Here is a 24,311-nt window from a genome sequence, read left to right on the forward strand (position 1 = left end):
GGCCGCGGCATCCGTATCGTCGTCGACGGTCCCACCCGTATCACCCCCGCCGGGGCGCACCTCGTAGGAGTCGGGCAGCAGAACTGCGGGCGAGGGCGCCCCCTGGCGGCTGCGGCAGGCCGGGGCTAACATGGCGGCCATCACCCCTGGGCGACTGCGCTCGAGGGAGGGGCTGATGAATGGCGAATCCACGCACGCGCGCTGGTGGCGCACAGGGCTGATCGTCGCGGGAGCCACCGCGCTCGCGATCGCGTTGCCCACGGCGGCGATGCCGCTCTACCTGGCGGCGTACCCCGATCTGGACGTCGACACGTTCGCCGAGGCTCTCATCCCCGCCGACATCGACGCAGGGTTCGGCGCGGCCGAGGTCACGCAGTTCGAGACGCTGCCGTTCCATGCGACCTTGATCTACGACGCACCGGTCGATGACCCCGAGCTCTTCACCATCCAGGTCGCGCAGAGCAACGCCGCCGCGCTCACGGCGGAGTCGCCCGACGCCTTCGCGATCACGCCCACCTCGCCGTCGGTGATGTTCCTCAACGCGGGGACGGCGCGACCCGAGGGCGGCTTCGCCCTCACCTGGACGTGGGACGTGACACCGCTGATCGCCGGCGAGCAGAAGCTCAACGTGCAGATCATCCCGCAGGCGTTCGTCAACGGCGTCCGGCAGGAGCTGAGCGACGTCAACGCCCCCGTCGCCGTCACGGTGCAGGTCCATCCGGCGCAGGTGGACTTCGAGGAGGTGGTGTCATCGGTCGCTGCGATGGAGACGGACGTCCCGGACGACATGACGGTGGGACGGGAGCACGACGTCTCCGCGACGCTGTCGATGGCGGGCAACGGTGACACGGTGAGCGCGGACATCGGCCTGACGGCCGCGGAGGACTCCGTGAGGGTGACGATCCTGCCGGCGGAGGCGGTAGCGAGAGCGGCCGCCGGAACCGCCGACGACGATGTCGTGGAGCGCCACTGGACCGTGATCCCAGAGGAAGCGGGTCCGGTCTCCCTCGTCTTCACGGTTCACGTCGGCGGCACGGCGGGAAGTCAGGAGCTGAGTCGGGACGTGCCCCGCACCATCGCCGCGCGGGCCGAGGATCCGCCGGAGCCCGTGTGGGAGGTGATCCGTGGCCCGGTGACGGTGCTGGGCGCGATCATCGCAGTCATCACGGGTGCGATCGGGCTGTGGGCGATGCTGCGCAACCGCTCGAACAAGAAGGCTGCGGCCGACGAGCACGACGAGGGGGATGACGCGGTCGAAGACGACGCCGCTGACGTCCGGCCGGCGGGACGCGCGAGGGACGGTGAGTCATGACGGCCTGCCTCGTGCTGACGGCGATCGCGTGGGCCGTCGCGACGCGGGGCGCCACCGACCTCCGCGACCTGGCCGTGCTGCTCGCGCTGCTCGTCGCTGCCGTCGTCGTCGCGCGGGCCCGGCCCCGGCGGGACCCGGCACTGTGGACCGCGATCGGCGCGGTGATCGTGTGGCTGATCGCGAACGGACCGCTGCGCACGGGCTGGTCGCTGGAGAGCGTTCGAGTCCCGATCCTCGTCGTCCTCGTGACTCTCACGGTCATCGTCGTCGGCAGGATGCGCAGCTCGGAGCGCGAGATGCTCCTGGCCGGCCTGGTCGTCGTCGGATCGCTGCAGGCAGCGATCGCGCTCGTCTCGTGGGCGGTGCTCACCGCCGGGTCCGCATCCGGCCCCGCCAGAGCCGAGGGGCTTCTCGGCTTCCCCAACGGATTGGGCATCCTGCTCGTGGCGACGTCGATCGTCACCCTCCGCGAGATCGAGCGGCGGCGTGGCGGACGCCTCCTGCCGGCGGCCCTCCTGCTGCAGGTCGCGGCCATCCTCGCCACCGGCAGCCGGACCGCCATCCTGATCGGGGCCATCGTCGTTTGCGCGTGGCTGGCTCTCCGCACCGCGCGGTGGCGGGCGGGCGCGGGTCGGTCGGCCGTAGGCAGTGCCCGCGCCCGCCACGTCCTCGTCGTGTCCACCCTCGGGGTCGGGACGGCCGTCGTGCTCTGGCGCACGGCGGTGGAGCCGAATGAGGACCGCCCCCACCTCTGGCTCGAGGCGCTGCAGCGCATCGCCGCGGCTCCGATCACCGGCGAGGGTGCACCCGCCGCAGCGTTCCGGATCGCGTCGCCCGCTTCGCGAGTCACGACGTCCGCCCACAACGAGATCCTGCAGTGGACGCTGGAGTACGGTCTCGTCGGTCTCGGACTCGCCGTCGCCGTCATCGTCCTCGCGTTGCGCAGCAGCCGGCCGTGGCGACTCGGCGACCGCTGGCTGCAGGTGGCTGCGCTCGCCCTTCTCGCGTCCGGGCTGACCGGGTTCTCACCCCGCATCTCGGCGGTGGCTCTCGCCGCGGCGGTGCTCATCGGCCTGAGCGCGGCCCGCGCGGAGCAGGCCCCTGATCAGGCGCCCGTGAGCCAGACGGTGGTCTCGGGCGGAAGCTCGTCACCCTCGAAGTGACGGCTCGACAGCGACCGCGCGCCGTCGGCGGGAAGCGCATACGGCGTCTGCCCGAAGTTGGTCACCACGGTCCAGCCGTTGGGGCGGCGGAAGGCCATGACGTCGTCACGGCCGGTCTCGATCCACTGCAGCGACTCCTCGGTCTGCAGCAGGCGGCGCAACGCGAGGGCCTGGCGGTACAGCGCGAGCGTCGAGGTGGGGTCGCCGTCCTGCGTCGAGACGGCGTACTCGGCGAACCACGCGGGCTGCGGCAGGTGCGCACCGCCCGAGCCGAAGCCGAACGACGAGCCCTCGGCGGACCACGGTAGCGGGACGCGGCATCCGTCACGCCCGATGTCCTCGCCGGGGCTGCGGAAGAACGTGGGATCCTGGCGCTCGGACTCGGGGATAGACGCGACCTCGTGCAGGCCCAGCTCCTCGCCCTGATAGACGTACGCCGAACCCGGCAGCCCCAGCACGAACAGCGACGCGGCGCGGGCGCGGCGCAGACCCCGCTCGCGGTCGAGCACCGGCGTCGTCCCACCCGACAGCAGCCACTCGTTGCCGTGCTTGCGCGTCGGACGACCCTTCTCGTCACGCTCGGCGTCCGGAAGGCCGTACCGCGTGGCGTGACGAACCACGTCGTGGTTCGACAGCACCCACGTCGTCGACGACCCCGACTTCGCGGCGAGAGCGAGGTTGTCGCCGACGATCCGACGGAACTGGGCGGCGTCGAAGTCGGCCTCGAGCAGGTCGAAGTTGAACGCCTGGCCCAGGCTCTCGGCGCGTGCGTACAGCGGGATGCGCGACGGCTCGACCCAGGCCTCGGCCACGGCGGTGCGCGGCGGGTCATACGAGTCGAACACCTCGCGCCACTCGGCGTACACCTCGTGCACGTCGTCGCGATCGATCATCGGGTGGTTGCCGTCGCGGGGCATCGCGTCCAGCTCGGCCTGCGAGGGGAGCGGGTCGACGAAGTCCTTCGTGAGCATGTGCGCCACGTCGATGCGGAACCCGTCGACACCGCGGTCCGACCAGAAGCGCAGCGTCTTCACGAAGTCGGCGCGCACCTCGGGGTTCGACCAGTCGAGGTCGGGCTGCTCCTTGGCGAAGTTGTGGAAGTACCACTGCCCGTCGGGCACCCGCTCCCACGCCGATCCGCCGAACACCGACACCCAGTCCGCGGGCGGCTCCGCGCCGCCGGGGCCCGTGCCGTCGCGGAAGATGTACCGGGCGCGGGCGGCCGAACCGGGGCCGGCGGCGAGGGCCTCCTGGAACCACGCGTGCTGGTCCGACGTGTGGTTCGGCACGATGTCGACGACCACCTTGATGCCCGCGCCGTGCAGGGCTTCGAGCATCTCGTCGAAGTCGTCGAGCGTGCCCAGCCGGGGGTCGACGTCACGGTAGTCGGCGACGTCGTACCCGCCGTCGGCGAGGGTCGACGGGTAGAACGGGCTCAGCCAGACCGCGTCGACGCCGAGCTCCTTCAGGTACGGCACGCGGGAGGTCACGCCGCGGATGTCGCCGATGCCGTCGCCGTTCGCATCGGCGAAGCTCCGCGGGTACACCTGGTAGACGACGGCCTGTCGCCACCAGGCGGGGAGCTGGGCGTCGTTCTGGTTCGAGGTCCAAGGTGCGGTGCGCGCTGCTGTCGTCACGGGGACGGGTTTCCTTTCGAAGTGCTGGTGTGCTCGGTTGGGGGTGCCGCGGGCTCAGCCCTTCACGGCTCCCTGGGTGACGCCCTCGACGACCCATCGCTGGGTGAAGAGGTAGACGATGATGGCCGGCGCCATCGCCATGAGGTACGAGGCGAACGATACGTTGTAGTTGTTGCTGAACTGGGTCTGGAAGATGTTCTGCACCACCGGCAGCGTCTGCAGCGCCGGGTCGGAGATGATGAGCGACGGCATCATGAAGTCGTTCCACGAGGCCAGGAAGGCGAAGATGCCGACCGTGGCGCTCATCGGGGCCAGCAGCGGGAAGATGAGCCGCCAGAACGTCTGATTGGTGCTGGCGCCGTCGATGCGGGCGCTCTCCTCCAGCTCGGCGGGGATCGAGCGCAGGAACGCCGTGAACAGCAGGATGCTGAAGCTCAGCTGGAACATGATCTTCAGGATGATCACGCCGGCGGGATTGTCGAGCCCGGTGAGGCCCGTCAGCTGGATCTGCGGAAGCGCCACGACCGGGAACGGCAGGAACATCGCCGCGAGCAGGTAGTAGAACGAGTAGCGGAAGAGCTTCCGGTCCCAGTTGCGCGAGATGGCGAACGAGGCGAGCGCCGCGAGGATGATCGTGCCGCCCACCGTGAAGACCGTGATCAGCAGCGAGATGAGGAACGCGCGCGGGAAGTTCGTCAGCTCCCATGCCGTGACGAATCCCTCGATGCTCCACGGTGACGGCCACGTGAAGGCGTTGCCGTCGACGGCTTGCGACTGCGTCTTGAACGCCATCATCACCGTCACGTACAGCGGAACGAGCACCGTGATGGCGCAGAGGGCGAGCACGATCGTGCCCGGCCAGTTGACGCGCTCCATCGCGAAGCGGGAGCGGGCGGGCTTTCGAGCCTCGTCGCCGGCGAGCACGCGCTCGGCGGTCATGTCCTCGACGGCGAGGGCGGGCTGCGTGGTCATCAGAAGACGTTCCTTCCGCGAGTGAGACGGAGTTGGAGAAGGGCCAGGCTGAGCGCGATGAGGAAGAAGATCGTCGCGTTGGCCATCTGATAGGCGTAGTCGCCGCCGGAGAAGCCGGTGAAGATCGTCATCGCGATGCTGCGCGTCGCGGTGCCGGGACCGCCGTTGGTGAGGCCCACGATGATGTCGTAGGCGTTGAGGAAGTCCTTGAAGCCGATGATGAGGTTGATCACGACATAGCCGGCGACGAGCGGCAGCGTGATGCGCGTCAGCTGCTGGAACTTGCCGGCACCGTCGATGTCGGCCGCCTCGTAGACGTCGCCGGGGATCGACAGGAGCCCCGCGATGTAGATGAGGAGCGTGCCGGGGATCGCCTGCCACGCGGTGACGATGACGATCGCGATCCAGGCGAGGTCGGGGTTGGCGAGGATGCTCTCGCTCAGCCACCCGATGCCCCACAGCTGGCCGAGCGTGGGCACGGAGTTGGAGAACAGGAAGTTGAAGACGTAGGCGATGATGATGCCCGAGATCACCATCGGGATCACGAAGATCGTCCGCAGCCCCGTCTTCAGACGCACCCGCGAGACCAGCCCGACCGCGAGGAGGAAGGCGAGGACGTTGACGACCACGACGGTCACGGCGGCGAAGCCGAACGTGAAGACGTAGCTCTGCAGGATCGCCGGGTCGGTGAAGACGGCGACGTAGTTGATGATGCCGACGAACTCCCAGTCGCCGAAGCCGATGGAGTTGGTGAAGCTGAAGAAGATGCCGATGACCGCGGGGATCGTGATCGCCAGCGTGAACAGGATCAGCGCGGGCAGGAGGAAGAGGTAGTAGACCCCGTCCACCTTTCGGCGCGTGCGCGGCGTCGTCGCCGCGCCGGAGCGCCGGCCCGTGTTCGGCGCCGTGACGGCGGCCGTGGTGGTTGCCATGAGTGCGTTCCTCTCGTATCGCGCTATTGGCGCAGCGCCAGTCGGGCCCAGTCGGCGTCGAGCCTCGCGAGCGTGCGCTCGGGGTCGGCGCCGGTCACGATGCCCTGCATGTAGTTGTCGGTGGGGATGGTCAGCGGGATCGCCTTCGAGGCGCCCTGGTAGAACTGCGCGGCGTCGTAGTACTCCTTCATCCCGAGGATGCGCTCGTCGGTGACGGGGGCGGAGTCGGTCGTGGTGCCGTAGCCGAGGAAGGCCGCGTTGTACTCGTCCATGACCTCCTTCTGGAAGAGGTAGCTCAGGAAGTCCCGCGCCCCCTCCTTCTGGTCGGACGCCTCGGGGATCCACGCGGCGAGGTCGATGTTGACGCGGACCTTGTTGTCGGCGGGGTCGTCGGTCATCGGCAGCGGGAAGGTGCCGAGATCCAGATCGGGGTTGGTCTTGTCGATCTCACCGAACGCCCACGGCCCCTGCAGGTACATCGCGGCCTCCTCCTTGGCGAAGGCGAGGTTGCCGTCGCCGTACCCGCGGCTGGCGGCATCCTCGTTCGTGTAGTTCTCGGTGAGCTGCACCATCCGGTCGACCGGGTCCAGCATCGTCTTCTGGAACGACACCGGGGAGTCGGGGCCGACCTCGGTGCCGAGCTCGTTCATCTGCTCGTAGAACTCGGCCACGTCGATCTCGCCGCCCACCGTGTAGTCGAACCACCCCTGACCGACGGTCCACGGATCCTTGAAGGTGGCGTAGAACGGTGTGATGCCGGCCGCCTGGAGGGCGTCGCAGACGGCGATGAGCTCGTCCCACGTGGTGGGCACTTCGAGCCCCTGCTCCTCGAAGATGCGCTTGTTGTAGATGACGGATGCCGCCATCACGGAGTACGGCAGGACGCTGGTGCGACCAGGGTAGGTGGCGTACTGGTCGACCAGGTCCTGCACCTCGGGGAGGATCCGATCCGCCTCCGGCATGTCGCCGAGGTCGCTGAGCGCGCCCCGCTCCATGAAGCGGGCCATCTCCATGTTGTAGTTCAGCAGGCCGAGGTCGGGCGGGTTCCCGCGGAGGAATCCCGCCTGCAGGTTGGAGGAGGTGTCGAAGACGACTTCGACCTCGTCCTGGCCGGCGTTGTACTCCTTGATCAGATCGCGGAAGTAGGGGATCGCCTCGGGCTTGCTGAGGTGGAAGCGCACCTCGGCGGGGCCGGACGACGCGCCGGCGCACGCGGCCAGCGACGTGCCGAGGAGCGCGAGGGCGGCGACGGCCGCGCAGGCGCGGCGGACGGTGACGGATGCTGCAGGCACGACGTTGTCCTTTTCCGTGAGGTCGGAGCCACTTTGCTTCGATGAGTAGATTTAGGCATCGAATCAAGTTGTTGTGGACCATAATGCAGAAGGAACCCGCGAAAGGTCAACCCCTTGACGTCACAACCGCTGCTGACTGCCACGACGCTCCGCCGCGCGAGCCTCGACGCGGTGCTCGGGTTCGCCTGGGATGCCGAGGCGTTCACCGCCTCGGACGTGATCGAGAGCGTCGGCCTGACCCGGTCGACCGCCATCGACGTCATCGGCGAGCTCGTGGAGCGCGGGCTGCTGGCCGAGCTCCCCAATGCGCGCGCGGCGGGGGACTACCGGAAGGGGCGGCCAGCCAGGCGGTTCGCGTTCCGCAGCGACGCTGGGTGCGTCATCGGCGTGGACGCGGGACGCGCCCACCTCACGGCGACCGTGGCCGACCTGCGCGGGGAAGCGCATACGGTGCGCCGTCTCGAGGTGGGTCCGGACGAGGACTCGCCCGACGGCCGGCGGCGCGACGCCGCGCGCGTCGTGGACGAGGCGCTGGCGGCGGCGGGGATGGGGCGATCCGCCGTCGCAGCCCTGTGCGTGGGCGTGCCGGCGCCGGTGGATCGCGACGGCGCCTCACCGCCGCATCGGGACGACTTCTGGCGGCGCATGAACCCCGACTTCGCCGGCCTCTTCGGTGCGTGGGCTCCGCTCGTGCGCGTGGAGAACGACGCGTCCCTCGCCGCGGTGGCCGAGCGCGCGGTGGGTGCGGCGGTCGGGTACGACGACTTCGTCACGCTCCTTGCCGGCGAGCGTCTCGGTGCCGGTGTCTGGGTGGACGGCCGGCCGCTCCGCGGTGCGCACGGCGGGGCGGCCGAGATGGTGGCGTTCGATCATGTCGCCGGCGTCGAGGGCGCGTGGGGTCTCGGCTATCGCGCGGCCGACCTGGCCCGGCGTGCGCTGGCCGACGGCTCGGTGACCGCCACGAGCGAGCTGCGGAAGCTGCCGGACGACAGGATCGACGGCAAGACGGTGCTCGCGCTCGCCGCGGAGGGTGACGACGCGGCGCTCGCCGTCGCCCGTCAGGTGGGCGAGACGCTCGCCGTCGTGGCCGGCGTGCTCGGCAGCTTCTTCGACTCGCGTCGCATCATCGTCTCCGGGGCGGTCGCGGCGGGGGCGGCGCCGGTGATCGAGGCCGCCCGCGCCGCGCTGCCCCGAGAGCTCGACCTGCCGGTCCCCGAGATCGTCGCGTCGACGCTGGGCGCGGACATCGTGTCGCTGGGAGCGGTCCGCGCCGCCGTCGAATCGGCGCGCGAGCGAGCCCTCGACCTTCCCGCGTTCGCGGTGGCGGCGGCCTGACCGGTCAGCCGCCCGCCGCGGCGCTTCACGCTCCGGTCGCCGCGTCGGGCGTCAGGCGCGACCAGTCGGTGACGACGCGCGCAGGCTGCACGGCGGCCCAGCCCGGCAGCTGGTCGGCGTAGTGCGGGGACTGCGGGTCTCCCGACGCGCCGAACGGCACGCTCCACAGGCTCCGCTCCCGGTCCGCGAGGTCCCAGGCCCATCGCGCCACCGAGCCGCGCCAGCCGCGATGGGTCACGCCCGGCGTCGACCCCGTGCACCGCACCGTCTCCGCGTCCCCCGAAAGCTCCACTGCGAGCCCCGCATCCGGGGCGTCGACGCCGGGAACGGCGGAGAGCACGTGCGCCGGGAGAAGTCGGTGCGGCTCGCCCCATGCCGGGGCGACGGATGCCTCCTCCCACGCCTCGGTCACGATCCCCGGCATCTCACCGGCGAGGGCGGGGTGGTCGAGCAGTCGCGGCAGCGCGGCGGCGACCTGGACGTCCCGACCGATCCACGCGTCGAACACGCGGCCGAACGGGTGCGGCGCGCGGAGCGCCGCCAGCGCGGAATGCGCCGCGACGCGGCGTGCGACGCCGGCGCGCCAGGCCGCGTACCGGCCGGCGGGGACGGAGGAGGCATCCATCCGCCCGTCCCATGCCCGCAACATCTCGAGCGCCGCCGACGCGCGGGGCGAGAGGTCGGGCGGACGGAACGCGGCCAGGAGCGCGGCCGCCAGCGAGCCGCCCGCGGTGTCGCCCCAGACCGCTGCGAACTCGTCCGCCGTGCGCGGCCGCCGCTCCTCCAGGAGTCGCCGGATGCGCGACGCCCGATGCGGCGGCGGGTACGCCCACCCCAGGTCGACGTCGGAGCGGGCGGGGCGTTCGTTGGCGTCGACCGCGCTGTCGGTCACGCGCACCACCGGGGCCGGCGGCCGGTTCGGCGCCGGACGGGCGGTGGCGCCGTCGAGCGCGCGGCGCCGCTCGCCGCGCGCCCGGTCGGGGGTCACGCCGACCGTGGCGGACAGCACCGTCCCCGTCCGGTCGGCAGCGAGGACCCGGTTCACCGGGTCGACCCACGACGAGAAGGCGGCCATCACGTCGTCCGCGCTGCGGGAGCGCAGGAGGCGGAGCAGCGCCGAGGCGCCGACGTCTGCACCCGCCCGCGCGGGCATGTGCACACTCCATCCGACGAGCTCGCCGTCGCGCTCGCACACGTCCGACACGATCGTGCCGCGCTCCGTCTCGATCGCCTCGACCTCGACGTCGGCGCCGCCGCGCACCCGCACGAGCGAACGCTGCACGTCCGCCGTGCGCCAGCCGTCCGGGCCGAGCGACTCCCAGCCGTCCGCCGTCCGGCGCAGATGTTCGCGGAACACGTCCACGCTGTGGGCCATCGCGTTGGTCACGCCCCAGGCGGCGTCGCCGGTGTGGCCGAAGTGCTGCACGCCCGGCACTCCGGGGAAGGTCAGGCCGACGACGTCGAACTCGTCGCAGGCGAGCCGCACCTGCTGGTACACGCCGGGCAGCTCGAACGTGCGGTGCGGGTCGCCGGCGAGGAGCGGCATCCCGCTGCCGGTCCTCGCGCCGTGGAGCGCCCACGCATTGCTTCCCGAGGTGGGCACCGCCTCCTCGCCGAGGTCTCCGTAGCCGGCGAAGACATCGACCCACTCCTCTCCGAGGGTCGCCGCGACGTGCTCGCGCGACAGCAGCACCGGCAGCGGCGAGAACAGCGCATGAGCGGCGTGCAGCACGCCGAGCGGATCGTGGTCCTCCCACGGCTCGAGGGGGCGGGCGTCGGTGAACGCCTCGTCGAGGCTGCGGAACTCGGCCGCCGCACCGCCCGTCGTCGCCATCCCGCGCCGGACGCCGGAGGCGTACCGGCGGACGAACTCGGCGCTGTCGGGATCGAGCCGCGCGTACGCGCGGCGGGCGGTGTCGTCCAGGCGCGCACGCCGCGCGAACACGTCCCACGCGATCCCCGCCTCCCCGATCAGCTCGGACATCCTGCCGGACGCGCGCAGACGCGCCACCTCGATCTGCCAACCGCGGTCGCGCGCGGTCACCTCGCCCTGGGCCTCGGCCAGGTCGCCGACGTCGCGCGCGCGGATGTGGGGGATGCCGAGGGCGTCGCGGAAGACCTCTGCCATCACGTCAGACTCGCACAGCCGCGGAGGTCCTCGGCCCTCGCGGGCCGATCTCTCTCGCAGGGGCGCGGCGCCGCTGGGGCGCGTTAGCATCGGCACCGACGGAACGTGCGTGAGGAGAGCAAGGCGTATGAGCCTGGACGAGATCGACCCCACCCGTGCGCCCTCGGGCGAGGGCTGCGCCGACTGCGACGCCGTCGGCGGCTGGTGGGTGCACCTGCGGCGGTGCGCGGTGTGCGGCGGGATCCGATGCTGCGACACCTCGCCGGCGCAGCACGCGACGGCGCACTTCCGTTCCACCGGGCACCGCTATGTCCGCAGCTTCGAGCCGGGGGAGAGCTGGTTCTGGGACTATGTCGCCGGGGACTACGTCGACGGGCCCCCGCTCGCCCCGCCCGAGGCTCGCCCGCTGACCCAGCCGACGCCCGGACCGGCGGGCAGGGTGCCGGCCGACTGGCGCACGCTGATCCACTGACGATCGAGGGGTTCATTCCATGGGTGGTTCGAGCATGACGCAGGCCGATCTCGAGCGGATGATGAAGCCGCCCCTCACCGATGCGCAGTGGAGCCGTCTGCTCGCGTTCGGCGAGCCGCAGGAGGTCGCCGAGGGCGAGTACCTGTTCGAGGCGGGCGACCTCGACTACGACCTGATCCTCGTCGACTCCGGCGAGATCGAGCTCGTGCGCGTCTCCTTCGGGTGGGTCGGCGAGACGCCGATCGGCCGGATGGGGCCGCGCAGCTTCGTCGGCGAGCTGGGGCTGCTCAACGGCCAGGGCGCGTTCCTGTCGGCGCGGGCGTCGGTCACGGGACGGATGCTGCGGGTCAGCCGCGCCCGGCTGCGCCTGCTGATGGCCGAGGACGACGAGCTGTGCGACATCGTGCTGCACGCGCTGTGGGCGCGGCGCGAGATGCTGCGTCGCGGGCCGGCGGCCCTCACGCTGAAGCTCGTCGGCCCCCGCTCGTCGCGAGAGTTCATGACGCTTCGCCGGTTCGCCGAGCGCGTGGACCTCGTCCATACCGCGATCGAGCTGCCGCCCGGCGACCTCGGACCGCTCGGCGAGCACGGCATCACGCTCGACGACCTCCCGGTGGCCTTCATCCAGGGCGAGCCGATGGCGCGGGCCACTCCGGGCGCCGTCGCCGAGCGCCTCGGGCTCAGCTATCAGGCCCGCGCCGACGAGGTCGTCGACCTGGTGGTGATCGGCGGCGGGCCGGCGGGCCTGGCCGCGGCCATCTACGGGGCATCCGAGGGCCTCAGCACCGTGCTGCTGGACGCCGTCGCCCCCGGCGGCCAGGCGGCGGCGACCTCGCGTATCGAGAACTTCCTCGGGTTCCCGTTCGGCGTGAGCGGCGGCGACCTCATCGGTCAGGCGTCCCTCCAGGCGCTGAAGTTCGGCGTCCGCGTGTACGCGCCGTGCGAGGCCGTCGACCTCCGCCCTGCGGGGGACGACCTCGACATCACCCTCACCGACGGCCGGGTCATCCGCGCCCGTACTGCGATCGTCACGTCGGGCGCGGCGTATCGCACGCTCGACCTCGACCGCTGGAGCGAGTTCGAGGGCGCGGGCATCTACTACGCCGCGACTCCGCTCGAGCTGCGCCAGGTGTTCGAGTCGCCCGTCGTGGTGGTCGGCGGCGCGAACTCCGCCGGCCAGGCGTCGCTCTACCTCGCCGCCAACGGCTGCCCGGTGCATCTCGTGGTGCGGGGGTCGGACCTCGGCACGCGCATGTCGTCGTACCTGGTGGACCGGCTCCTCGAGGAGCCACGGGTCGACGTGCACACCCGGTCGCGGGTCGTCGGGCTCGACGGCTCGTCGTCTCTCGAGCGCGTGCGCATCGACTCCATCGGCGACGTCGAGGCGAGGGGACTGTTCTGCTTCATCGGCGCCGAGCCGGCGACGTCGTGGCTCGCGGACCTCGACCGCGACGCCGACGGATTCCTCCGCACCGGCACCGACGTGTCGGTGCAGTCCCTCGAACGCTGGCAGGGCCTCGGCCGCGAACCGCTGCCGTTCGAGACGTCCGTTCCGCGCGTGTTCGCCGCCGGCGACGTCCGCCGCGGATCGATGAAGCGCGTGGCCGCCGCGGTCGGCGAGGGATCCAGCGCCGTCGCGTCCGTGCACCGGGCGCTCGCGGACCTGCGCTGAGCCCGCGCGAGGGGTTCTCGCGGTACCTGTCACGCGAGGGACTCCCCGGGGCAGGCTGAACGGAGTGGGATGGAGGATGCCGCCGGCGAGCGCTCCGCGGCACGAGGAGGATTCATGCACACCAGGAAGCTCGGCCAGGGCCTGGAGGTCTCGGCGGTCGGCATCGGCGCCATGGGCATGTCGATGAGCTACGGCCCGAACCCCGGCGACCGCGACGACATGATCGGGGTCCTCCGCCACGCAGTGGATCACGGCGTCACCTTCATCGACACCGCCGAGGTCTACGGACCCTACGACAACGAGGTGCTGGTCGGTGAGGCGATCGCGCCCATCCGCGAGCAGGTCGTCGTCGCGACGAAGTTCGGGTGGGACATCGTCGACGGCAGGATGGTCGGCACCGACTCGCGGCCCGAGCAGATCCGCCGCGTCGCCGACGCATCGCTGCAGCGGCTCGGCGTCGAGGCGATCGATCTCTTCTACCAGCACCGCGTCGACCCCGACGTGCCCATCGAGGACGTCGCCGGCGCGGTCGGCGAGCTGGTCGCAGCGGGCAAGGTGAAGCACTTCGGCCTCTCCGAAGCCGGCGCTGCGACCATCCGGCGCGCGCACGCGGTGTTCGCGGTCACCGCCGTCCAGAGCGAGTACTCGCTGTGGACCCGCGACCCCGAGGCCGAGGTGCTGCCGGCGTGCGTCGAGCTCGGCATCGGCTTCGTGCCCTTCAGCCCGCTCGGCAAGGGCTTCCTCACCGGCGACGTCGGGGCGGACGCGACGTTCGGCGCCGACGAGATCCGCGGCCGGGTGCCGCGCTTCCAGCCCGACAACCTCCGCGCCAACCAGGCCGTCGTCGACGGGGTGCGCGGGGTCGCCGCGGCGCGCGGGGCGACGCCCGGCCAGGTGGCTCTCGCCTGGCTGCTGTCGCGGCATCCGTCCATCGTCCCGATCCCCGGCACACGCCGGCGCGAGCGCGTCGACGAGAACGCCGGGGCGACCGCCGTCGCGCTGTCGGCGGACGACATCTCGACCCTCGACGCGCTCGCCGCAGCCGTCGCGGGCAACCGCTACGACGACGCCGGCATGGCTATGGTCGGACTCTGAGGGGAACGGAAGCGAGACACATGAGCGCGGGCACACAGACACCGACAGCCGAGGACGCATCGTGACGGCGTGGGATGCCGCGGATCTCCGCCGCATCGGCGGCGCCACCGAGCTGCGCATCTCGTCGCGCCGGCCGGACGGGTCGCTGCGGCCGCCGGTGACGATCTGGCACGCAGCCGTCGGCGACGCGCTCTACGTGCGGTCCGCCCACGGCCCCGGGAACGGCTGGTTCCGACGCGCGCTGCGCGCGGGCGTCGGGCGGGTGGCGGCGGGCGGCGTGGAGAAGGACGTGACGTTCTCGCTCGCCGACCCCGCGGTGAGCGCCGAACTCGATGCCGCGCTCCACGCGAAGTACGACCGCTACGGCGTCGCGTACGTCCGGCCGATCACCGGACCGGATGCCGCGGCCACGACGCTGGTGGTCATGCCCCTCTGACGCTCCCGGGGGCATCCGCTCCGGCGGCGGTCGCATCGGCTGCGGCGAATTCGGCGGCCTGCGTGGCGGCCCAGGACGCGAGGAGCTTCAGGGCGTCCGCGGAGGGCGAGTCGGCCGGGGCGGTGTACACGTTCAGCACCAGCCCGGGCTCGCTGGGGAGCTCCATGGATTCGTAGTTCAGATCGAGATCCCCGACCACCGGATGGTGCAGCCGCTTGAGGCCGCTGCGGTGGAACTTCACGTCGCGGGACGCCCAGCGCTCGCGGAAGAGCTCGCTCTGCGTCGAGAGCTCTCCGACCAGCCGGATGAGTTCGGGGTCGTGCGGGCTGCGACCGGCCTCCATGCGGAGCATCGCCGCGGAGTCGTGCGTGATCTGGTCGTAGTCGCGCCAGAAGTCACGGGCCGCCGGATTGAGGTACGCGAAGCGCGTGGTGTTCACCGGCCGGCGTGGATCGTCGAAGACGGGTGAGTACAGCGCGCGGGCCAGGAGATTGGCGGCGAGGATGTCGTGCCGGCCGTTGCGCACCCACGCCGGTGCCTCGGTGAACGCGTCGAGCACCTGTCGCACGGCGGGCCGTACGACCGACGGCGCGCGGCGGGCCGACCTGCGGGCGGGCCCGGCGGCGCGCGCGAGATCGAACAGGTGCTGCCGCTCCGCCTCGTCGAGCTGGAGGGTGCGCGCCACGGCGTCCAGCACGCCTTCCGAGGCACCCGCGAGGTTGCCGCGCTCGAGGCGCACGTAGTAGTCGACCGAGACGCCGGCGAGCATCGCCACCTCTTCGCGGCGAAGGCCCGCGACCCGCCGGTTGCCGCCGTAGGCCGGCAGGCCCGCCTGCTCGGGCGTCAGCCGCGCGCGACGCGAGCTCAGGAACTCCTTCACCTCCGCACGGATGTCAGCCATACCTCCACGCTACGGGGCGGCGCACGGCGGTGACAGGCTCTGGCAGTGCCCGTCAGCCGAAGCCGTTCGAGATCTGCACCGTGATCAGCTGGTCGAAGCCGAGGGTCGTGCCGGCCGGCGGGTCGGTCGCGACCACGGTGTTGCCGGTCTGCGCCGAGTCGACGTATTCGACGGCCACGTTGTCGAACCCGGCGTCACGCAGCGCGGACATGGCGAAGTCGACCGCCGACCCGGCGACGTCGGGGACCGTGCCCTCCGTGGGAGCCTGATCGGGCGGCGCGTCGTCCGACGGCGTGACCTGCGAACTGCCGGTGCCCGGGATCCACGGGACGTCCACCCCGAAGACGTTCTGCGCGACGAGCGAGGCGAAGAACGCGAACACGCCCACCGCCAGCACGGCGATGAGGGCCCAGAGCGCACGGACCGCGCCCGGTACGGGTTGGCTCGTGCCGCCGCCGTCAGGGGACGGGCGGACGACCGGCGGCGACGGCGCCGGGGGAGTGACCTCGTGCGGAGGCGAGCCGCCGCCGGAGCCGGAGCGGCCGGAGCCGGCGCCGCCGCCGTCCGGGCGTGGGTCCGGCGGGGAGGGTGCAGGCGGGACGTCGTGTCCGGTCTCCTTCCCGACAGGGGCGGCGCCGTCGAACAGGCGCGTCTCCTTGCTTCGGAGGAACAGCACGGGTGTGCCGATCTCGGAGCTGCTGGCGGCGGCGTCGATCGCCCGGCGCGCCGGGCCGATCGCGGCGTCGATCGAGGCGCCGTTGGCGATTCCCGTGTAAAGGCTCCGGCTGAACGCGATGGCAGCCGCGTCCGTGATCTCGAACTGCATGCCGACGACAGCGGGGATGTCGAACTCCAGCAGGCGCGTCGCGACTCCTGAGAACGGGTCGACGATCGAGGTGCGGGCGCCCTCGCAGGAATTGAGGACGACGAGTCGAAGGCTCCGCTCGTCCTGGAGCATCGTTCCGAGTCGCTGGCCGCTGACGTCGTCCGCACGTCCCTGCGGCGTCTCGAGCACGAGGATGCCGGCGTCGGTCTTCTCGTCGTACGCCCCGTGCCCGATGTAGTGCAGCACGTGGACCTCGTCGGGCTGGGCGATCCGCTGCTCCAGCTCGGCGATCGTCGCCCGTTCCAGCCAGGTCAGCTCTGCCCGGCCGCTCCGCAGCAGCGGCCCGAGCGCCTCCTCGAGGTTGCGGCGCTCGCGTTCGGAGTCGAGCTGCGCGTAGCCGGAGGGGTGGCTGATGATCCCGAGGATCCGCAGCGGTCCGGTGAGCGGGGGAGGCTTGTGCGCCGACGGCAGATCGAGGGTGCGCACGAGAGGGGTCCGCTCCGACTGCGCGATGAAACGCGGATGCCGGTACATCAGCTCCCACGGAAGCCGCATGAGCTCGGGGGCGCCCGAGAGGCGCAGGGTCAGCCGCATCCCTCGGTCATCCTTCGCATCCGCCCGCGACTGGGCCGCCTCGTAGAGCGCGCCGACGCGGTCGGTCATCACGGCGTCGAAGAGCCGTGCCCCGAACGCCCGCATCTCTTCGTCCCGGTCGGGGTTCGCGCTTCGGCTGCGGACGAGGCCGACGCGCTGCACGAAGGCGTGAAGCTCCTCGTCGGTGAAGGGGCGCGAGAAGGTGCCCGTGGTGGCGGGGCCGTCGCTCGAGGTCACGACGACGCGGTAGGTCCCCTCCTGCTCGCGGTCGAAGCGCAGCTCGAGGTCGTCGAACGTCAGGCGCGACGCGGTCATCGTCTCTCCCCGTCCGTGGGGCGGATACCCGAATGATGCACCCTCGGCGGGGTCGGCACCAGAGGGCCTCACACCGCGGCCGCGGGCGTCGTCACCACCCGCTGCGCGTCGGGGTGCGGCCTTCGCGCGCGTCGTCGGGCATCGCCATCTCGGCCCGCAGACCCAGCAGGCGGATAGGGCGCCCGGGCTCGATCTTCGCCACGAGCTCGAGCGCCCGCTCCACGACGACCGCCCGGTCGGACGTGGTGGGGATCTTCTTCGTGAACGTCTTCGTCAGGAAGGGCGCATAGCGCACCTTGAGCCCGAGGCCGACGACGGGTCGGTCGTCGCCCGCCACCTCGTCGAGCACCTGATCCAGCAGCCGGCGTGCGGCATCCTCGATCTCCTGCGGGTCGACGATATCGACCTGGAAGGTCGTCTCCTTGCTGTGTCCGCGCGCCACCCAGGGGGTGTCGTCCACCACCGCTGAGCCGTCACCGCGACCCAGCTGCCGGTACCACGGGCCCATCTTCGGCCCGAACTCGCCCGCCAGCGCGCCGGGGTCCGCGCCGGCGAGCTGGCGGACCGTCGTCACGCCCAGGAGCGCGAGCCGCTTCGACACCTTCGAGCCGACGCCCCATAGTGCGGCCGTCGGCTTGTCGCCCATGACCTCGAGCCAGTTCTCCGCCGTGAGCCGGAAGACGCCCCGCGGCTTGCCGAAGTCGGTCGCGTTCTTGGCCCGCACCAGGGTGTCGCCGATGCCGACGCTGCAGTGCAGTCGGGTGCGATCGAGCACCGCCGCCTGCACCCGTCGTGCATAGGCCTCGGGGTCGGTCGTCGTGACCCCCATGAACGCCTCATCCCAGCCGAGCACCTGCACCACCGCGCCGGGTTGTTCGCGGAGCGTCGCCATCACCTCGTCGGACGCTGCCAGGTAGGCTGGGGCATCGACGGGCAGGATGACCGCGTCCGGCACCTTGCGGGCGGCGATGCGCAGCGGCATCCCGGATCCGACCCCGTACTGCCGCGCCTCGTACGACGCCGTCGACACCACCGCCCGCTCGGCGGGGTCTCCGCGACCGCCGACGATCACGGGCTTGCCCGCCAGGGCGGGGTTGCGCAGCACTTCGACGGCGGCGATGAACTGATCGAGGTCGACGTGCAGCACCCAACGACCGCCCCTCGCGCCGTCGCTCATGACCCCGCCTCCGCAGACCCGCGCATGAGACGAGACTAGGCGGCGCCAGCCCGAGACGCAGGACCTGTCGCCCGAGATCGCCGAGCTCGGCGAGAGCGGACAGGGCGACCTGGCTCCCGAGGACTACTAGGCCGCCGAGGTGCGGATCCTGCCACGCTGTCCGCACGTGCCCGGGCGTGATCGTCGCTCCCCGCGGGCGGGAGAGAGGACAATGAGGCTCAGCCGGAACGCGTCCGGCATGACCCGATTCGAGGAGTCGTCATGGCCCGGCCTCTCTCACAGATCCGCGAGCGGTCCCGTGCCCGCGCGCAGGCACGCGCGGCGGCACGCGCCGAGCTGAAGAACACCGCGTACGAGATCTTCATCGGCGCGCTGTCGATCCTGTCGATCGTGAACCTGCTGCTGGTGTATCTCGTGGCCGGCGACTCGGCGCTCGAGCTGGTGCTGTCGGTGATGAACGCGGTGTTCAGCGCGATCTTCCTCGGCGACTTCATCTACCGGATCGCCACGGCGCCGTCCGCCGGCCGCTACTTCTTCCGCGGATTCGGCTGGGCCGACCTGCTCGCGAGCCTTCCGTTCCCGCAGTTCAAGATCCTTCGGCTGTTCCGGCTGCTGCGCGTCTTCCGCCTCCTGCGCGAACTCGGGCCGCGGACGGTGTGGAGCACCCTCATCAAGGATCGCGCGAACAGCGCGCTGATGACCCTGCTCCTCATGGGTGTCCTGGTGCTCCAGTTCGGGAGCATCTCGGTGCTCGCCGTGGAGGAGAACGCCGAGGGCGCCAACATCACATCCGCCTCGGACGCGCTCTGGTACACCCTCGTGACCATCTCCACGGTCGGCTACGGCGACCAGTTCCCGGTGACCAACGCCGGCCGCCTGATCGGGACCCTGGTCATCGTCGTCGGGGTGGGGATCTTCGGCACGTTCACGGGCTATCTCGCGAACCTCTTCCTCGGGCCCCGCAAGGCGGCCAACGAGAACGCAGACGCGGATGCGGAGGCCGAGGCGCTCGTCGAGGCGGACGCAGGGCCGGACACGGCGGAGCCTGCGCTGGCGACGCACGCGGCGAAGGGGGTCGCCGCCGGTGCGGTGGCCGGTGCGGTCGACGCCGGTGCGGAGGCGAGCGCGGGGATGCCTGCGACGACGACCCACCCGGCGCTCGCGGAGTCGGCCACGGCCGGCGGTGGTGCGGTGGCCGGCGATGCGGCCGAACGAGTCCGCGCGCTGCTGGCGCAGTCCGAGCAGGCGATGGCCGAGATCCGGCGCATCCTCGCCGAGTCGCCGCGCTAAGACGTCACCGGCGCGCGGCGGCCGCGTTCACGACGCCGGCGCCGAGCACGACGGCGGCGGCGACGGCCGGCGCGAGGAGGGCGACGGAGGCTCCGAGGGCGTCGGCGACGATTCCGGTGACGGCGGATGCCGCGGACTGGCCGACCACGACACCCGAGCCGAGCATCGTCATGACGGTCGCCGACCGGCCGAGCGGGCTGAACGCGGCGGCGAGGCTGTACTGCGTGACGAGGGTGGGCCCGATCCCCACGCCGATGACGAGGAGGCACAGCGCCATCCCCGTGACCGAGTCGACGAGGGGCAGCGCGAGCGCGCCGGCGACGAGGACCGCCGCGAACGTCAGCCAGCGGGCGGAGAGCGAGAACCGCGCGGGGAAGAGCGCGACGCCCAGAGCGAGCGCCGCGGATCCGATCCCCATCGCGCCGTACACGAGCCCGGCCTGCTCGGGCACGCCGCGCTCGGCCATGAAGGCGGTGAGGGACGTCAGCATCGCCCCGAAGAAGAGGCCCATCCCCAGGGCGCCCCCCACGGGCGCGAGCACCCGGACGCGGACGAGATCCCGGACCGGAGCCTGCGCCGGGCGATCGGCGGCGCCGCGCGCCGGGCCCGCCGCCGCGGTCGGGTGCAGCGCGAACGCGGTCACGAACACCAGTGCGAGCACCGCGGCGCCGATGACCGGGGCGGCCGGCGTCATGGTCGTCGCGAGCAGGCCCACGATCACCGGGCCGAACACGAACACGATCTCGTCGGCCGCGGATTCGTACGCCATGGCGCCGTTGACGACGGTCGTGCGCCGGTCGCGCGGATAGACCCTCCCGATGATCGCCACGAGGCGGCTCCGCGACAGCGGTGCGACCTGGGGCATCGACGCGCCGATGAAGAACGCGACCGCGAGGAGCGCGGCATCCGGAACCGGCGTGAAGGCGAGCCCCGCCATCGTGACGAGCAGGACGCTGTTCACCGTCCCGGCGACCAGCAGCACCCGGCGCTGGCCGAACCGGTCGGCGGCGGCCCCGAGGAGCGGCCCGACGAGTGCGGTGCCGAGACCGGTCATGGCGCTGGTCACGCCGCCGAGGGCCAGCGACCCGCGCGCGGACACGACGAGGGTGAGGATGCCGACCACCATCATGGCGAAGGGGAGGCGCGCGACCAGGGCCACCGGGAAATAGGCGTAGCCGGCCTCGCGGATGAGGCTCGGACGGCGCACGGCCGCGCGGGCGGACGTATCGGTCTCGACGAGGGTCGTGTGCATCTTTCTCCAGGCTCGGAAGCCGCCTGCGGCGGCGCATCGTGCCGCCTTGCCCGGCGCGGAGGTCGCGCGGGCAGGTAGATGCACATCGAAATGGCACGGCCAGTCTACCGTCGGCTACCTGGGCGGCCCCTGACCGGGCTCGCTGCCTCACTTCTCCGGGTTTGGGGCGCGCTGCGGACGTTCGGGGCGCACGCCGTGCGCCCCGCACGCCCGGCACGCGCCCCAAACCACCGAGACCGACCGGGTCAGAGCGCCGCGCCGACCATCGCCTCGCCGAGCGGGGTGCGTCGGTGCAGCACCCGTGCGCCGTCCCGCGAGCTCGCGACGAGACCCGCGTCGCGCAGCACGGTGAGGTGGTGGGAAGCGGTGGAGAGGGCCACGGCGGTGTCCCGCGCGATCTGCGAGGTCGTCCGGGGTTCGTGCGCCTCGAGCAGGATCCGCGCGCGGGCAGGTCCCAGCAGCGCGCCGAGGGCCGCCGTCGCGTCGGACGCGTCCCGCGCCCAGGTCGCGGTGACCCCGTGCGCGGGGTAGAAGAGCGTCGGCTGCGCGGGCGGCTCGGTGAGCACGTTGCAGCCCGTGGATCCCATCACCGACGGCACGAGCACGAGTCCGCTGCCGCGGCAGTCGACCACCTCGCTCCAGATGCGCATCGTGACGCGGACCATGCCGTCGCTCCACTGGACCCGATCGTGGAGCGTCTGGATCATCGCGCCGATGCCGCTCTCCGCGATCCGGCGCGAGCGCACGGCGATATCGGCGCGCAGCAGGCGCTCCAGCTGAGGCCACACCGGCGCGACGGCGGAATTCCACACCTCCAGCCAGGCCTGCGCGATCATCTCCCGTGCGCGATCCGGCTGATCGAGCATGTGCTGCACCGCGACCCTGCGCGCGCCGTCCGTGCGCACCAGCACCTTCGTCATGTCCACGCGGAACCGCTCGTCGTCGATGGCGCGGAGCCGCTCGGCCTCGGCATCGGGCGTCAGCTCCCAGGAGGGCGTCGTCGTGAGGAAGTCGGGGAAGTACCCGTCCTCCCTGATCAGGAGCGCGAGCACCTCGAAGTGCTCGCGCGGCACCGCGCCGCGGGTCGTGCGCAGCCAGCCCCACTGCAAAGGGTGCTCGTCGGGACGCAGCAGCGCTCGCACGGCATGGCACAGCTCGTGGCCCGGCGAGACGCCGAACCGGATGGCGGTGAGATCGTCCGGCGCGAGCACGAAGTCGACGAACTTTCGATCCACATCGAAACTCTAGGGGGCGCGGCTGCGGATGACGATGCTGAAAGCACCTGCTGACCAGAACGGAGCACCCCATGAGCACCACGATTCCCGCCGTGGTCGGCGCCGCCGACCTGCGCGTCGGAGCCGGCCGCAACCGCATGTTCGTCGGTGCCGAGCACGGCGCGGCGGTGTCGTACTTCTTCGTCGACAACGAGCCCGGCCAGGGTCCCGACATCCACCGCCATCCCTATGCCGAGACGTGGGTCGTGCTCGAGGGCGAGGCGCGTCTCATGATCGCCGGCAAGGTCAGCCACGCCGTGGCCGGCGACACCGCGACCGCACCCGCGGGGGAGTGGCACGGGTTCAAGAACTGCGGTGAGACACGGCTGCGGATCCTCTGCATCCACGCCTCCGACCGCATCATCCAGGAGTGGCAGGATGCTCCCGGAGTGCTCGACATCCCGACCGGACGCTGAAAGGACAGCACGCATGTCGTTCCAGGCATACCTCGACAACATGGAGAAGAAGACGGGCCTCACCCCGCGGCAGCTCATCGAGAAGGCCCGCGAGAAGGGCTTCGACGAGACGACAAAGGCCACGCCCATCGTCGAGTGGCTCGCGGCCGACTACGGTCTGGGTCGCGGTCACGCCATGGCCCTGGTGCACGTGATCACCAAGGGACCGCAGATCAGCGACAGGCACGTCGGCACCGACACGACGCACTCGGACCCGTCGAACACCCTCTGGCTCGACGGCATGGCCACGAATCCGAACGGCTGACCGCGCCGCGCCCGGCGGGGGAGCGCTACTCGCGACCCCGCCGACGCCACCACGGATGACGGCGCACGGGCGCGGCATCCGCTACGCCCTCAGAGCGCGCCAGGCGGGCGTCGCGACGCTCGCGCCACGCGGCCACCTCGGCCTCGACGTCGCGCGTGGGGGTGACGACAGGCGGACCGCCGAGCAGCTGACGGCGCGCTTCGATCACGCGGCGGTTGAAGTCCTCGACCGCCTCGCGCACGTCCTGCTCGCGTGCCAGCTCGTCGAGCCGGTCGTCCAGCTCGACGTTCTCCACGCGCAGGGTGAGAGCCGGGGGCCCGAGACCCGTGAGCTTCTCGGTCTCGATCTTGCGGCGGATCCACCAGTCCGGGTCATGGCTCTCGCCGAGCCCGGGGATCGGCTTGCCGGCGCCCGGCAGGTCATCGAACTCGCCCCGGCGGATCGCCTGCTGGATCGCGGTCTCGACGACCGCCGCCCGGTCGGCGGCCGAATACGCCCGCGTCGCCGCGGACCGCTGATCTGCGGCATCCGTCGCCTCGGCCTCGTCGGGCAGGAGGCCGTGCTCGCGCTGCCACTTCTCGAAGCGGTAGCGCTCAGCGGCTTCGCGGGGCCCCTCGGTCATGATCCCGGGATGTGGTCCCGCCAGGAGTGCCGGGGCTCGTAGCCGAGCAGCCGGCGGGCCTTGTCGATGGAGAGCAGCGTGTCGTGCTCCGCGAACTCGCGCGTCTGCACGCCGGGGAACACCTCGGCGACGAGCTCGGCGTTCGGGCGGGACATCACGGTGTCGGCGGCCGCGATGATGTAGGTCTCGAACCCGGGCGGGGCCACCTCGAGCGCGCGCTGCACGGCCTGCGCCCCGTCGCGCGCGTCGATGTAGCCCCAGAGGTTCCACTTGCGCTTGCGGGCGTCGTCGTCGTACGACGGGAACTCCGCGTAGTCCTCGGGGACCATCACGTTCGAGAACCGCAGGCCGGTGATCGACAGGTCCGGGTGCCAGCGCACGAGCTCGACGGCCATGCGCTCTTCGAGGGTCTTCACGAGCGAGTACACCGACTCCGGGCGCGGCGGATACTCCTCGTCGACCGGGATGTAGGGCGGCGGCACGTCGAAGGGCAGACCCAGCACCGTCTCGCTCGACGCGTACACGATGCGACGGATGCCGAGCCGCACGGCTGCCCAGAACACGTTGAACGTCGCATTCATGTTGTTGTGGAACGTCGCCACATCCGAGCGGATGCCGGGGGCGGGGATCGCACCCAGGTGCACGACGGCGTCGAATCCGTCGTGGCGGTCGTTCACCCCGGCGAGGACGTCGACGACCTGGCCGTAGTCGGTCAGATCGACCTGCACGAAGTCGGGCCCGCGCGAGCCGACGACGTCGATCCCGATCACGTCGTAGCCCGCCGCGCGGAGTTCGCGGGCGACGACCGAGCCGAGCTTTCCGGATGATCCGGTGAGGGCGATACGCATGCACCCAGAGTGCCATGCGCCGCGTGCCACCGGGGCGGATGCGAGC

At 71.7% G+C, this 24,311-nt stretch carries 22 protein-coding genes; 10 read left to right on the forward strand and 12 right to left on the reverse strand.

The window, feature by feature from the left end:
• Window positions 1–175: 175 nt before the first annotated feature.
• Together ACZBH1_RS09755 and ACZBH1_RS09760 are read left to right on the forward strand one after the other, a co-directional pair.
• Window positions 176–1,312 (forward strand): hypothetical protein, encoded by a 1,137-nt coding sequence (locus tag ACZBH1_RS09755; RefSeq protein WP_463646261.1) that lies wholly within the window; start codon window positions 176–178, stop codon window positions 1,310–1,312.
• Entirely contained in the window at window positions 1,309–2,475 is a 1,167-nt protein-coding gene (locus tag ACZBH1_RS09760; RefSeq protein ID WP_463646262.1) for an O-antigen ligase family protein, read from the forward strand. The genes ACZBH1_RS09755 and ACZBH1_RS09760 overlap by 4 nt, the downstream gene beginning before the upstream one ends.
• On the opposite strand, the gene ACZBH1_RS09765 is transcribed toward ACZBH1_RS09760, so the two are convergent.
• From ACZBH1_RS09765 to ACZBH1_RS09780, 4 genes are all read right to left on the reverse strand, one after another.
• Window positions 2,418–4,112 carry a glycoside hydrolase family 13 protein gene (locus tag ACZBH1_RS09765; protein ID WP_463646263.1) on the reverse strand — a complete coding sequence of 565 codons (1,695 nt, stop codon included), beginning with the start codon at window positions 4,110–4,112 and terminating at the stop codon, window positions 2,418–2,420. The genes ACZBH1_RS09760 and ACZBH1_RS09765 overlap by 58 nt on opposite strands.
• Window positions 4,113–4,166: 54 nt before the next feature.
• Window positions 4,167–4,988 carry a carbohydrate ABC transporter permease gene (locus tag ACZBH1_RS09770; protein ID WP_336395051.1) on the reverse strand — a complete coding sequence of 274 codons (822 nt, stop codon included), beginning with the start codon at window positions 4,986–4,988 and terminating at the stop codon, window positions 4,167–4,169.
• Between the two features lie 95 nt (window positions 4,989–5,083).
• Window positions 5,084–6,016 carry a carbohydrate ABC transporter permease gene (locus tag ACZBH1_RS09775; RefSeq protein WP_336394652.1) on the reverse strand — a complete coding sequence of 311 codons (933 nt, stop codon included), beginning with the start codon at window positions 6,014–6,016 and terminating at the stop codon, window positions 5,084–5,086.
• 23 nt (window positions 6,017–6,039) lie between these two features.
• Window positions 6,040–7,308, reverse strand: coding sequence for an ABC transporter substrate-binding protein (locus tag ACZBH1_RS09780; RefSeq protein ID WP_442928095.1), 1,269 nt, complete (start codon window positions 7,306–7,308; stop codon window positions 6,040–6,042).
• A 114-nt stretch (window positions 7,309–7,422) separates the two neighbouring features.
• On the opposite strand from ACZBH1_RS09780, the gene ACZBH1_RS09785 reads away from it, so the two are divergent.
• The gene (locus ACZBH1_RS09785; protein WP_463646264.1) at window positions 7,423–8,643 is read left to right on the forward strand and encodes an ROK family protein; all 1,221 of its coding nucleotides are present in this window, start codon (window positions 7,423–7,425) and stop codon (window positions 8,641–8,643) included.
• 25 nt (window positions 8,644–8,668) lie between these two features.
• Here the strand turns inward: ACZBH1_RS09785 and ACZBH1_RS09790 are convergent, their stop codons facing one another.
• A complete protein-coding gene (locus ACZBH1_RS09790) occupies window positions 8,669–10,771 on the reverse strand; it encodes a penicillin acylase family protein (protein ID WP_463646265.1) in 2,103 nt (700 codons plus the stop codon).
• Between the two features lie 127 nt (window positions 10,772–10,898).
• Between ACZBH1_RS09790 and ACZBH1_RS09795 the strand changes: the two genes are divergently transcribed.
• From ACZBH1_RS09795 to ACZBH1_RS09810, 4 genes are all read left to right on the forward strand, one after another.
• Complete coding sequence (locus tag ACZBH1_RS09795; protein WP_336394655.1) at window positions 10,899–11,243, forward strand: UBP-type zinc finger domain-containing protein; 345 nt, start codon at window positions 10,899–10,901, stop codon at window positions 11,241–11,243.
• A 34-nt stretch (window positions 11,244–11,277) separates the two neighbouring features.
• Complete coding sequence (locus ACZBH1_RS09800; RefSeq protein ID WP_463646266.1) at window positions 11,278–12,915, forward strand: FAD-dependent oxidoreductase; 1,638 nt, start codon at window positions 11,278–11,280, stop codon at window positions 12,913–12,915.
• Window positions 12,916–13,029: 114 nt separating this feature from the next.
• Window positions 13,030–14,010: an aldo/keto reductase gene (locus ACZBH1_RS09805; RefSeq protein WP_463646267.1), complete on the forward strand. Its 981-nt coding sequence runs from the start codon at window positions 13,030–13,032 to the stop codon at window positions 14,008–14,010.
• Window positions 14,011–14,071: 61 nt separating this feature from the next.
• Window positions 14,072–14,446: a DUF2255 family protein gene (locus ACZBH1_RS09810; protein WP_463646268.1), complete on the forward strand. Its 375-nt coding sequence runs from the start codon at window positions 14,072–14,074 to the stop codon at window positions 14,444–14,446.
• On the opposite strand, the gene ACZBH1_RS09815 is transcribed toward ACZBH1_RS09810, so the two are convergent.
• From ACZBH1_RS09815 to ACZBH1_RS09825, 3 genes are all read right to left on the reverse strand, one after another.
• The gene (locus tag ACZBH1_RS09815) at window positions 14,433–15,347 is read right to left on the reverse strand and encodes a helix-turn-helix transcriptional regulator (protein WP_378883783.1); all 915 of its coding nucleotides are present in this window, start codon (window positions 15,345–15,347) and stop codon (window positions 14,433–14,435) included. The genes ACZBH1_RS09810 and ACZBH1_RS09815 overlap by 14 nt on opposite strands.
• A gap of 52 nt (window positions 15,348–15,399) precedes the next feature.
• Window positions 15,400–17,082, reverse strand: a complete 1,683-nt coding sequence (locus ACZBH1_RS09820) for a CHAT domain-containing protein (RefSeq protein ID WP_463646269.1) — start codon at window positions 17,080–17,082, stop codon at window positions 15,400–15,402.
• 91 nt (window positions 17,083–17,173) lie between these two features.
• Window positions 17,174–18,259 carry a DNA polymerase IV gene (locus tag ACZBH1_RS09825; protein ID WP_463646270.1) on the reverse strand — a complete coding sequence of 362 codons (1,086 nt, stop codon included), beginning with the start codon at window positions 18,257–18,259 and terminating at the stop codon, window positions 17,174–17,176.
• 261 nt (window positions 18,260–18,520) lie between these two features.
• Here ACZBH1_RS09825 and ACZBH1_RS09830 point away from each other — a divergent pair, with 261 nt between their 5' ends.
• Window positions 18,521–19,549 (forward strand): potassium channel family protein, encoded by a 1,029-nt coding sequence (locus ACZBH1_RS09830; RefSeq protein ID WP_378883758.1) that lies wholly within the window; start codon window positions 18,521–18,523, stop codon window positions 19,547–19,549.
• 4 nt (window positions 19,550–19,553) lie between these two features.
• On the opposite strand, the gene ACZBH1_RS09835 is transcribed toward ACZBH1_RS09830, so the two are convergent.
• The gene (locus tag ACZBH1_RS09835) at window positions 19,554–20,801 is read right to left on the reverse strand and encodes an MFS transporter (RefSeq protein WP_452324723.1); all 1,248 of its coding nucleotides are present in this window, start codon (window positions 20,799–20,801) and stop codon (window positions 19,554–19,556) included.
• 245 nt (window positions 20,802–21,046) lie between these two features.
• Complete coding sequence (locus ACZBH1_RS09840; protein WP_336394674.1) at window positions 21,047–22,036, reverse strand: ArsR/SmtB family transcription factor; 990 nt, start codon at window positions 22,034–22,036, stop codon at window positions 21,047–21,049.
• A 71-nt stretch (window positions 22,037–22,107) separates the two neighbouring features.
• Here ACZBH1_RS09840 and ACZBH1_RS09845 point away from each other — a divergent pair, with 71 nt between their 5' ends.
• Together ACZBH1_RS09845 and ACZBH1_RS09850 are read left to right on the forward strand one after the other, a co-directional pair.
• Window positions 22,108–22,491: a cupin domain-containing protein gene (locus tag ACZBH1_RS09845; RefSeq protein ID WP_336394675.1), complete on the forward strand. Its 384-nt coding sequence runs from the start codon at window positions 22,108–22,110 to the stop codon at window positions 22,489–22,491.
• Window positions 22,492–22,504: 13 nt separating this feature from the next.
• Window positions 22,505–22,795 carry a DUF4287 domain-containing protein gene (locus ACZBH1_RS09850; RefSeq protein WP_463646271.1) on the forward strand — a complete coding sequence of 97 codons (291 nt, stop codon included), beginning with the start codon at window positions 22,505–22,507 and terminating at the stop codon, window positions 22,793–22,795.
• 25 nt (window positions 22,796–22,820) lie between these two features.
• Here ACZBH1_RS09850 and ACZBH1_RS09855 read toward each other — a convergent pair whose 3' ends face one another.
• Both ACZBH1_RS09855 and ACZBH1_RS09860 read right to left on the reverse strand, forming a co-directional pair.
• Window positions 22,821–23,417, reverse strand: a complete 597-nt coding sequence (locus tag ACZBH1_RS09855) for a DnaJ family domain-containing protein (protein WP_463646272.1) — start codon at window positions 23,415–23,417, stop codon at window positions 22,821–22,823.
• A complete protein-coding gene (locus ACZBH1_RS09860; RefSeq protein ID WP_463646273.1) occupies window positions 23,414–24,265 on the reverse strand; it encodes an NAD-dependent epimerase/dehydratase family protein in 852 nt (283 codons plus the stop codon). Before ACZBH1_RS09860 ends, ACZBH1_RS09855 begins: the two co-directional genes overlap by 4 nt.
• Window positions 24,266–24,311 lie beyond the last annotated feature (46 nt).

This window comes from Microbacterium sp. ZXT2-5, assembly GCF_055329545.1.